Source organism: Streptomyces sp. SID14478, from assembly GCF_010548525.1.
Lineage (GTDB): Bacteria > Actinomycetota > Actinomycetes > Streptomycetales > Streptomycetaceae > Streptomyces.
Window position 1 is genome coordinate 1 of the sequence record NZ_JAAGMG010001188.1, and the last position, 9789, is coordinate 9789.

Here is a 9789-nt window from a genome sequence, read left to right on the forward strand (position 1 = left end):
GAGCCGGGCAGGGCGTCCTGCGCGGCGCGCTCGGCGAAGGCGAAGCACTCGGCGTGCGAGCCGTACCAGGCGGCCGACAGGTACTGCAGCGCCGCCACGTGGCAGCCGTAGTGGTGCGGGGAACGGCGCACCGCCTGCGCCCACAGCTCCTCGAAGTCGGTGTGCGGGGCGTTCGTGCCGCGGGCGTGGTCCAGCGCCACACGCCAGGGGACCGGGTCGCCGGGCTCGGCCTCGGCCGCGGCCAGGATCAGCGGGGTGACCTCGCGCAGCAGCTCGGCGCGGGCCGGGGAGCCGAAGGCGCGGCCGACCGCCAGCTGCGCCTTGACCAGGAGCAGGTCCGGGTCGTGCGGGGAGGCTGCCTGCCAGGCCTCGAACCACTCGGCGCGGAACGCGGCGAACGCGGCGAGGCGCAGCACGTAGCGGTCCCGGTTCTCCCACTCGCCCGCCTCCCGGGTGTCGGCGAGGACCTGGGCGACCGGGCCGTACTCCCCGCGTCCCGCGGCGACCAGGGCGGGGGCGAGGCGCTCGTCGGGGGTGTCGAGGAGGACCTCGTCGTCCGGGGGCAGGCCCGCGGCGAGGCCGCCGGTGTGCCGGATCATGCGGACGGTCCGCACGAGGGCGCGCAGGAACGGCACGGTGCCTCCTCTGCGGGCCGGACGGTCGGGACGGTGCTGCGACGGTGATTGCCCTGGGATGACGGTCGAACCGGGCCGAAGGTTGCCTGACCTGGCGGAAATCCTTCTGATCGCAGCTCTGGCACTCGCTCGGACACCCGCTTCCGCGTCGCTCCTGGTTGCCGCGCAGAAGGTACCGGCTTCTGTGGAGCAACTAGCGCTTCTGTGGAGCTACTAGCTTCTGCGCAGCAGCCGCGTCGCGCCCGCCGCCACCGTCGTCGCCAGGATCCAGCCGAGTATCACCAGCGCGGCCGCCGCCCACTGCCAGCCGCCCCGCAGCTGCCAGGCGCTGGACTGGCCGAGGTCGATCACCGGCAGGAGGAGGTCGAGGGCGAACAGGGCCGGGTCCCAGTGCGGGCCCTCGCCGGGCTTCATCGGCGGGTGCGAGGCATGGCCGAAGGCGAACGCGCCGACCGCCCACAGCACCGCCATCCAGACCGCGGCGCGGCCCGGCCGGTAGCCGTACGCCACCGTCCAGTCCTGGATGTAGCCCCACACCTTCGCGGCCGGCGGCAGGGTGTCGCGGCGGCGGCGCTGCTTGGCGAGGAGCACCTCGCGGGCGTCGGCGTCCTCACCGCTGTTGCGCAGCACCGTGGCCAGGCGCTCGTACGGCTCCGGGCTGTACTCGGGGGTCGCCGCGGCCAGCCAGTTCAGGCGCAGACCGAGCGGGAACGGGCCGAACGGGATCAGGTTCTCGTACGCGAACCCGCCCATCCGCAGCTGCCCGCCGGGCGGTCCGGGCCAGCTCGCCGCCCTGTCGACCAGGTTGACGACCTTGGCGCCGGACAGCACGATCCGCCCGCGCAGCGGTCTCTCGCCGAGGAAGCGCAGCTCCGGGGTCTGGATGCGGCGCAGCGAGACCTCCTGGTCGTTCTCCAGCGCGAAGCGCGCCGACTCCAGGTCGACCGCGTCGCCGAACCGCCCGTCGTCGAGCCGGACCCCGCCCACGCACTCGAAGCGCTGGACGCGGGTGCCGCGGGCCGGGGTGCCGCCGGACTGGAGCGGATTGCCGAGGCCCGCGGGGGTCAGGTACAAGGTGCGTTCGACCGTCATCTGCGGGGCGTTCAGGGCCCGCCGCCCCTGGGTGTTGCTCAGCCGGCTGCCGCGCAGCGACAGCGAGACGCCGACCGTGGCGCCGCGCAGGCTGACCTCGCCGTGCGTCTCCAGCATCTCGGCCTGCAGGTCCTGCCCGACCGACAGGCCGTCCGCCAGGATCGACTTGCCGCGCCGGTCGCGGAACACGACGGCCTGGTTGAGCAGCAGGTCGGTGCCGATCTGCGCGTCGGTCAGCCGCACGCCGCTGTGGAAGCGGCAGCGCGGCAGGTGCAGATCGCCCTCGGTGTGCACCCGCGCCGCCTCCAGGCGCGGCACCGAGCAGTCGACGAGTCGCAGCGTCGTGAAGTGCGCCTCGGGCAGCAGCACCTCCTTCTCGAAGCGGCACTGCTTCATCTCCACGTACGGGACGACCGTGCCGCCCGCGAGGTCCAGCACGTCCGTGATCTGCAGGCCCTGCAGCTTGAGCGAGGAGACCCGTCCGTCCAGGGCGGGCGGCCCGTCGAGCAGCAGCCACGCCACGATCCGCGCCCGCACACTGCGCTCCGGGCCCCAGGGGCGCCCGCCGTGCGGATCGTCCACTTCCCGGTCCCCGGCGCGCGCGTCGAAGACACTTCCGTTGCGGAACGCCTGCCACATGCCGGCCTCGGTGGCGGTCAGCCAGTCCGGTACGTCACCGTCGCCGTTACCGGGCGTCACGTCGACCACGCCTGATCTTCCTCCCCGTACCGCCGTGCAACCCACTGACCTCGTCGTCATCAGCTACTCGTGGGTTTCGTACAACCGTTCATGCCCGCTGAGTGACCGTCTGAACGCTCGTGGTGAAGGTCGTCCTCCGGTGCCGGAACAACGGCTGAAACCGGACGTGTATCAGTCATTGATACGGGCCACCGGTGGCAAACCCGCGTCTGAGAGAATTGGGACGTGATCTCTCGAATCGATCTGCGCGGCACCGCCCTCCCCGAGGGTCAGGCCCTGCGCTCCCTGCTGCCCCGAGCCGACTTCGACGTCTCGGCCGCCCTGGAGAAGGTGCGTCCGATCTGCGAGGACGTGCATCATCGTGGCGACGCGGCGCTGATCGAGTACGCGGAGAAGTTCGACGGCGTCGAGCTGGCGCAGGTCAAGGTCCCGGCCGAGGCGCTGAAGAGCGCGCTGGAGGACCTCGACCCGCAGATTCGAGCCGCCCTGGAGGAGTCGATCCGGCGCGCCCGCATCGTCCACCGCGCCCAGCGCCGCACCACCGAGACCACCCAGGTCGTGCCCGGCGGCACGGTCACCGAGCGGTGGGTGCCGGTGGACCGGGTCGGGCTCTACGCACCCGGCGGCCGGGCCGTCTACCCGTCGTCCGTGATCATGGACGTGGTGCCCGCCCAGGAGGCCGAGGTGCCCTCGATCGCGCTCGCCTCGCCGGCCCAGAAGGAGTTCGGCGGGCTGCCGCACCCCACGATCCTGGCCGCCTGCGCCCTGCTCGGCATCGACGAGGTGTACGCGGCCGGCGGCGCCACCGCCGTCGCGATGTTCGCCCACGGCACCGAGTCCTGCCCGCCCGCGCCGATGGTGATGGGCCCCGGCAACATCTGGGTGGCCGCCGCCAAGCGCTACTTCACCGGCGTCATCGGCATCGACTCCGAGGCCGGACCCACCGAGATCGCGGTCCTCGCCGACGACTCCGCGGACCCGGTGCACGTCGCCGCCGACCTGATCAGCCAGGCCGAGCACGACCCACTGGCCGCCTCCGTCCTCGTCACCACCAGCGAGGAACTGGCCGCCGGCGTGGAGAAGGAACTCACCGCCCAGGTCGCCGTCGCCCGGCACCGCGAGGAGCGGATCGAGCCCGCGCTGCGCGGCGAGCAGTCCGCGATCGTCCTCGTCGACACCCTGGAGGACGGCCTCGCGGTCGTGAACGCCTACGGCGCCGAGCACCTGGAGATCCAGACCCGCGACGCGGCCGAGGTGGCCGGCCAGGTACGCAACGCCGGAGCGGTGTTCGTCGGACCGTGGTCGCCCGTCTCGCTCGGCGACTACGCCGCTGGCTCCAACCACGTACTGCCCACCGGCGGCTGCGCCTGCCACTCCTCGGGCCTGTCGGTCCAGTCCTTCCTGCGCGGCATCCACGTCGTCGACTACTCGCGCGACGCGCTCGCCGAGATCACCGCCCACGTGGTCACCCTGGCGAACGCCGAGGACCTTCCCGCGCACGGCGAGGCCCTCAAGGCCCGCTTCGAGTGGAAGGTACCGAACACCAAGTGACCGGCATCGACGACCTCCCCGTACGCGACGAACTGAAGGGCAAGTCCCCTTACGGCGCGCCCCAGTTGGACGTCCCCGTCCGGCTGAACACGAACGAGAACCCGTACCCGCTGCCCGAGCCGCTCGTCGCGCGGATCGCCGAGCGGGTCGCCGAGGCGGCCCGGAACCTCAACCGCTACCCGGACCGCGACGCGGTCGAACTGCGCACCGAGCTCGCCACCTACCTGACGCGGACCACCGGCTACCGGGTCGGCGCCGACCAGGTGTGGGCGGCCAACGGGTCGAACGAGGTGCTCCAGCAGCTGCTCCAGGCGTTCGGCGGCCCCGGCCGCACCGCCCTCGGCTTCGAGCCCTCGTACTCGATGCACCCACTGCTCGCCCGGGGCACCAACACCGGCTGGATCAGCGCCCCGCGCCGCGCGGACTTCTCCCTCGACGTGCCCGCGGCCGTCGAGGCGATCCGCGCGCACAAGCCGCACGTCGTCTTCGTCACCAGCCCGAACAACCCCACCGGCAACGCGGTCGCGGCCGAGGACGTCCTCGCGCTGTACGAGGCGGCCGGGCGCGACGCGATGGTGATCGTCGACGAGGCGTACACCGAGTTCAGCCACGGCGCCTCGCTGCTGTCGCTGATCGAGGGCAGGCCGAACCTCGTCATCTCGCGCACCATGTCCAAGGCGTTCGGCGCCGCCGGACTGCGCCTCGGCTACCTCGCCGCCCACCCGGCCGTGGTCGACGCCGTCCAACTGGTGCGCCTGCCCTACCACTTGTCGGCCGTCAACCAGGCCACGGCGCTCGCCGCCCTGGAGTACACCGACACCCTGCTCGGCTACGTCGAGCAGCTGAAGAGCGAACGCGACCGTGTGGTCGCGGAGTTGGTGGACCTCGGCTTCGACGTCACCGTCGCCGACGCCAACTTCCTCCAGTTCGGCGTCTTCCAAGACCCGCACGCCGTCTGGCAGTTCATCCTCGACCGCGGCGTCCTCATCCGTGACAACGGCGTGCCGGGACGCCTGCGGATGTCCGTCGGCACCCCCGAAGAGAACGACGCGTTCCTGGACGCGGCCCGCGAAGTGAAAAAGGAGTTCGGCGCATGAGCCGCGTAGGACGAGTGGAACGCACGACGAAGGAGACCTCGGTCCTCGTCGAGATCGACCTGGACGGCAAGGGCGAGGTGGCCGTGTCGACAGGCGTCGGCTTCTACGACCACATGCTCGACCAGCTGGGCCGCCACGGCCTCTTCGACCTCACGGTCAAGACCGAGGGCGACCTGCACATCGACTCGCACCACACCATCGAGGACACCGCCCTCGCCCTCGGCGCCGCCTTCAAGCAGGCGCTCGGCGACAAGGTCGGCATCTACCGCTTCGGCAACTGCACGGTGCCCCTCGACGAGTCCCTCGCCCAGGTCACCGTCGACCTCTCCGGCCGCCCGTACCTCGTGCACACCGAGCCCGAGAACATGGCGCCGATGATCGGCGAGTACGACACGACGATGACCCGGCACATCCTGGAGTCCTTCGTCGCCCAGGCGCAGATCGCCCTGCACGTGCACGTGCCGTACGGGCGCAACGCGCACCACATCGTGGAGTGCCAGTTCAAGGCCCTCGCCCGCGCGCTGCGCTACGCCTCCGAGCGCGACCCGCGTGCCGCCGGCATCCTCCCCTCCACGAAGGGCGCCCTCTAGCCATGAACGGCCTCGCGACCGTCCTCATCCTCGTCGGCCTGTTCCTGCTCGGCGGCGTCTACTCGTTCGTCAAGCAGGGCATGGGCAAGAGCCTCATCGCGCTCCTCTCGATCAGCGCCGCCATGTGCCTGGTCGCGGGCGTGCTGCGGCTCGACTACTGGAACTGACATGACTGACAAGAAAGTTGTCGTCTTCGACTACGGCTTCGGCAACGTGCGCTCCGCCGAGCGCGCCCTCGCCCGCGCGGGCGCCGACGTCGAGATAACGCGCGACTACGACAAGGCCATGAACGCCGACGGGCTGCTCGTGCCCGGCGTCGGCGCGTTCGCCGCCTGCATGAAGGGGCTCGTCGAGGCCCGCGGCGACTGGATCGTGGGCCGCCGGCTGGCCGGCGGGCGCCCCGTCATGGGCATCTGCGTCGGCATGCAGATCCTGTTCGCGCGCGGCATCGAGCACGGCGTCGAGGCGGAAGGCCTGGACGAGTGGCCCGGCACCGTCGAGCCGCTGAAGGCCGACGTCGTCCCGCACATGGGCTGGAACACCGTGGACGCCCCGCGGGACTCCCGGCTGTTCGCGGGCGTCGACGCCGACGAGCGCTTCTACTTCGTGCACTCCTACGCCGTTCAGCGCTGGGAGCTCGAAGTGCTCAACCCCACGATGCGCGCGCCCCAGGTCACCTGGTCCACGCACGGCGAACCGTTCGTGGCCGCCGTCGAGAACGGCGCGCTGTGGGCGACGCAGTTCCACCCCGAGAAGTCCGGCGACGCCGGAGCCCAGCTGCTGAAGAACTGGATCGGAACCCTTTAGCCATGAGCAAGCTCGAACTCCTCCCCGCCGTGGACGTCCGTGACGGCCAGGCCGTCCGCCTCGTGCACGGCGAGTCCGGCAGCGAGACCTCCTACGGCTCCCCGCTCCAGGCCGCCCTCGCCTGGCAGGGCTCCGGCGCCGAGTGGCTGCACCTGGTCGACCTGGACGCCGCGTTCGGCACCGGCGACAACCGCGCCCTGATCCGCGAGGTCACCGAGGCCATGGAGATCAAGGTGGAGCTGTCCGGCGGCATCCGCGACGACGACACCCTCGCCGCCGCCCTCGCGACCGGCTGCACCCGGGTGAACCTCGGCACCGCCGCCCTGGAGACCCCCGAGTGGGTCGCCAAGGTCATCGCCGAGCACGGCGACAAGATCGCGGTCGGCCTCGACGTGCGCGGCACGACGCTGCGCGGCCGCGGCTGGACCCGCGACGGCGGCGACCTCTACGAGACGCTGGAGCGCCTCGACTCCGAGGGCTGCACCCGCTACGTCGTCACCGACATCGCCAAGGACGGCACGCTGCAGGGTCCGAACCTGGAGCTGCTGCGGGGCGTCTGCGCGGCCACCGACCGCCCGGTCGTCGCCTCCGGCGGCGTCTCCTCGCTCGACGACCTGCGCGCCATCGCCGCGCTCGTCCCGCAGGGCGTCGAGGGCTCCATCGTCGGCAAGGCGCTGTACGCCAAGGCGTTCACGCTGGAAGAGGCGCTGGAGGCCGTGTCCCGATGACGGAGAGCGGCGCAGCGGCGCGAGGCACCTCGTCCGGGGGCGGCGACGGGGGACACGGGGCCGTACGACGGGTACAGAGCGGGAGCCCCTGGGAGGAGTCCTTCGGGTTCGCGCGCGCCGTCGCCGCGGGGGACCGCGTCGTCGTCGGCGGGACCACGTCCTTCAAGGGCAGCGTCCTGCACGGCGAGGGCGACCCGTACGAGCAGACGCGGGTCGCGATCGCGAGCGCCCTGGAGGCGATCGGGGAGTTCGGGCTCACGGCCGACTCCGTGATCCGCACCCGCCTGTTCCTGACCCACGCGCGCGACGTCGACGCCGTCGGCCGCGCCCACCACGAGGTCTTCGGACCGGTGCGCCCCGTGACGACGATGGCGATCGTCTCCGGTTTCGTCGACCCGCGCATCCTGGTCGAAGTCGAACTCGAAGCCTTCCGAGGAGCCACGTCGTGACGCTCGCCGTCCGAGTCATCCCCTGCCTCGACGTGGACAACGGCCGCGTCGTCAAGGGCGTCAACTTCCAGAACCTGCGCGACGCGGGCGACCCCGTCGAGATGGCGAAGGTCTACGACGCCGAGGGTGCGGACGAGCTGACGTTCCTCGACATCACCGCGTCCTCCGGCAACCGCGAGACGACGTACGACGTGGTCCGCCGCACCGCCGAGCAGGTCTTCATCCCGCTCACGGTCGGCGGCGGCGTGCGCACCGCCGAGGACGTGGACAAGCTGCTGCGGGCCGGCGCGGACAAGGTCGGGGTCAACACCGCGGCCCTTGCCCGCCCGGAGCTGATCCGCGAGATCGCCGAGCGCTTCGGCCGCCAGGTGCTCGTGCTGTCCGTGGACGCGCGCCGCACCGCGACGGGCTCCTTCGAGGTGACGACGCACGGCGGGCGCCGCTCCGCCGGCGTCGACGCGGTCGAATGGGCGCACCGGGCCGCCGAGTTGGGCGCGGGCGAGATCCTGCTCAACTCGATGGACGCGGACGGCACCAAGGACGGCTACGACATCGAGATGATCGAAGCCGTGCGCAAGCACGTGACCGTTCCGGTGATCGCGTCGGGCGGCGCGGGACGGCTGGAGCACTTCGCCCCTGCGGTCGGGGCGGGGGCCGACGCGGTGCTGGCCGCGTCCGTCTTCCACTTCGGGGACCTGCGGATCGGGGACGTGAAGGGGACGTTGCGCGCCGCGGGCTATCCGGTGCGGTAGCGCGCTTTCGCCGGGGCTCCGTCTTGTCGGCGTGCGGGGTGCGCCGTGGCCGGTCGCGCTCTTCTGCGCGCCCCTGAAGGCTCGCGGCTTCGCCGCCTGCCTTCGTCCCGCGGTCGCGCGTGGCGCGTAACCCACCCCCGTGACCGGTGATTTCGCCGATGCGCAAGGAGCCCGCCACCCCCCACTGTGGTCGCTGTCAGTGACCACGGTGGCGCTCAGGGACGGGCGCCGCCCTCCCCGAGAGGAACGCATCCGTGCTGAAGATGCGCATCCGAACCCGCCTGCTCCGTACGGGACTTGCCGCCCTCCTCGCCGCCGGCGGCCTCGTCACCTCGCAGAGCCTGACCGCTCACGCGGCCGAGAACCCCTACGAACGAGGCCCGGCACCGACCCAGTCCAGCATCGAGGCATCGCGCGGCTCGTACGTGGTGTCGCAGACCAGCGTGTCCGCGCTGAGCGTCTCCGGGTTCGGCGGGGGCACGATCTACTACCCGTCGTCGACGGCCGACGGCACGTTCGGCGCCGTCGCGGTCTCGCCCGGCTACACGGCGTACCAGTCGTCCATCGCCTGGCTCGGCCCGCGCCTGGCCTCGCAGGGCTTCGTCGTCTTCACCATCGACACGAACACCACGCTCGACCAGCCCGACAGCCGGGGCCGCCAACTCCTCGCCGCTCTCGACTACTTGACGCAGCGCAGCTCGGTGCGCAGCCGCATCGACACCAGCAGGCTCGGCGTGATGGGGCACTCCATGGGCGGCGGCGGCACCCTCGAAGCCGCCAAGAGCCGGCCCTCGCTCCAGGCCGCGATACCCCTCACCGGCTGGAACCTCGACAAGACCTGGCCCGAGATCAAGACGCCGACGCTCGTGGTGGGCGCCGACGGTGACACCATCGCGCCGGTCGCCACGCACTCCGAGCCGTTCTACGGGAGCCTGCCGAGCTCGCTCGACAAGGCCTATCTGGAGCTGCGGGGCGCCACGCACTTCACCCCGAACTCCTCCAACACCACGATCGCGAAGTACAGCATTTCGTGGCTGAAGCGCTTCATCGACAACGACACCCGCTACGAGCAGTTCCTGTGCCCGCTGCCGAGCGCGAGCCTGACCATCGCCGAGTACCGGGGCAACTGCCCGCACACCCCCTGACACCACTGTGCGGCCGTACAACGTCGCGCGGCGCCGGCTGGGTGAGAGCCCAACCGGCCCTGCGCGCGCGGCAGTTCGTCCCTACCGTGACGAGAGTGACCACAAGAGCGCTCCTCGTGCTGACCGCCGCCGCGTACGAAGCGGACCCCGAGGGTCCGGGGGTCGACGCGGGCCTCGTGCTGCGGGCCGCGGCGGCGGCCGGGCTCGGCGCGGACGCCTTGGACGGCGCCGAGCGGGCGGGCCT

The 9789-nt window shown here is 71.9% G+C and carries 10 protein-coding genes and 1 pseudogene; 9 read left to right on the forward strand and 2 right to left on the reverse strand.

What is annotated here, in order from left to right; translation table 11 throughout:
- Positions 1-599 (reverse strand): annotated as a pseudogene (locus tag G3I40_RS37830) (hypothetical protein); the annotation flags it as partial.
- A gap of 249 nt (positions 600-848) precedes the next feature.
- Positions 849-2366 carry an oxidoreductase gene (locus G3I40_RS37835; RefSeq protein ID WP_239092174.1) on the reverse strand — a complete coding sequence of 506 codons (1518 nt, stop codon included), beginning with the start codon at positions 2364-2366 and terminating at the stop codon, positions 849-851.
- A 285-nt stretch (positions 2367-2651) separates the two neighbouring features.
- Here G3I40_RS37835 and hisD point away from each other — a divergent pair, with 285 nt between their 5' ends.
- The 9 genes from hisD (at position 2652) to G3I40_RS37875 (ending at position 9545) form a co-directional block, all read left to right on the forward strand.
- Positions 2652-3977: a histidinol dehydrogenase gene (gene hisD / locus G3I40_RS37840; protein ID WP_164559346.1), complete on the forward strand. Its 1326-nt coding sequence runs from the start codon at positions 2652-2654 to the stop codon at positions 3975-3977.
- Positions 3974-5074: a histidinol-phosphate transaminase gene (locus G3I40_RS37845; RefSeq protein WP_164559347.1), complete on the forward strand. Its 1101-nt coding sequence runs from the start codon at positions 3974-3976 to the stop codon at positions 5072-5074. Before hisD ends, G3I40_RS37845 begins: the two co-directional genes overlap by 4 nt.
- On the forward strand, positions 5071-5664 hold the full coding sequence (gene hisB / locus G3I40_RS37850; RefSeq protein ID WP_164559348.1) for an imidazoleglycerol-phosphate dehydratase HisB: 594 nt from the start codon (positions 5071-5073) through the stop codon (positions 5662-5664). Before G3I40_RS37845 ends, hisB begins: the two co-directional genes overlap by 4 nt.
- Before the next feature lie 2 nt (positions 5665-5666).
- Positions 5667-5831, forward strand: coding sequence for a hypothetical protein (locus G3I40_RS46685; RefSeq protein WP_203645503.1), 165 nt, complete (start codon positions 5667-5669; stop codon positions 5829-5831).
- A 1-nt stretch (position 5832) separates the two neighbouring features.
- Entirely contained in the window at positions 5833-6471 is a 639-nt protein-coding gene (gene hisH, locus G3I40_RS37855; RefSeq protein WP_164559349.1) for an imidazole glycerol phosphate synthase subunit HisH, read from the forward strand.
- A gap of 2 nt (positions 6472-6473) precedes the next feature.
- Positions 6474-7199 (forward strand): bifunctional 1-(5-phosphoribosyl)-5-((5-phosphoribosylamino)methylideneamino)imidazole-4-carboxamide isomerase/phosphoribosylanthranilate isomerase PriA, encoded by a 726-nt coding sequence (gene priA, locus G3I40_RS37860; RefSeq protein WP_164559350.1) that lies wholly within the window; start codon positions 6474-6476, stop codon positions 7197-7199.
- Entirely contained in the window at positions 7196-7648 is a 453-nt protein-coding gene (locus tag G3I40_RS37865; protein WP_164559351.1) for a RidA family protein, read from the forward strand. Before priA ends, G3I40_RS37865 begins: the two co-directional genes overlap by 4 nt.
- Entirely contained in the window at positions 7645-8400 is a 756-nt protein-coding gene (gene hisF, locus G3I40_RS37870; RefSeq protein ID WP_164559352.1) for an imidazole glycerol phosphate synthase subunit HisF, read from the forward strand. Before G3I40_RS37865 ends, hisF begins: the two co-directional genes overlap by 4 nt.
- Positions 8401-8663: 263 nt before the next feature.
- The gene (locus G3I40_RS37875; protein WP_164559355.1) at positions 8664-9545 is read left to right on the forward strand and encodes a dienelactone hydrolase family protein; all 882 of its coding nucleotides are present in this window, start codon (positions 8664-8666) and stop codon (positions 9543-9545) included.
- The last annotated feature ends 244 nt before the right edge of the window (positions 9546-9789 follow it).

What these genes read in the sequence shown, in the direction of transcription:
- G3I40_RS37875 (WP_164559355.1), top strand. Translation starts at nt 8,664, where the DNA reads ATGCGCATCCGAACCCGCCTGCTCCGTACGGGACTTGCCGCCCTCCTC.
- G3I40_RS37865 (WP_164559351.1), top strand. Translation starts at nt 7,196, where the DNA reads ATGACGGAGAGCGGCGCAGCGGCGCGAGGCACCTCGTCCGGGGGCGGC.
- G3I40_RS37835 (WP_239092174.1), bottom strand. Translation starts at nt 2,366, where the DNA reads ATGTGGCAGGCGTTCCGCAACGGAAGTGTCTTCGACGCGCGCGCCGGG.
- G3I40_RS46685 (WP_203645503.1), top strand. Translation starts at nt 5,667, where the DNA reads ATGAACGGCCTCGCGACCGTCCTCATCCTCGTCGGCCTGTTCCTGCTC.
- hisB (WP_164559348.1), top strand. Translation starts at nt 5,071, where the DNA reads ATGAGCCGCGTAGGACGAGTGGAACGCACGACGAAGGAGACCTCGGTC.
- priA (WP_164559350.1), top strand. Translation starts at nt 6,474, where the DNA reads ATGAGCAAGCTCGAACTCCTCCCCGCCGTGGACGTCCGTGACGGCCAG.
- hisH (WP_164559349.1), top strand. Translation starts at nt 5,833, where the DNA reads ATGACTGACAAGAAAGTTGTCGTCTTCGACTACGGCTTCGGCAACGTG.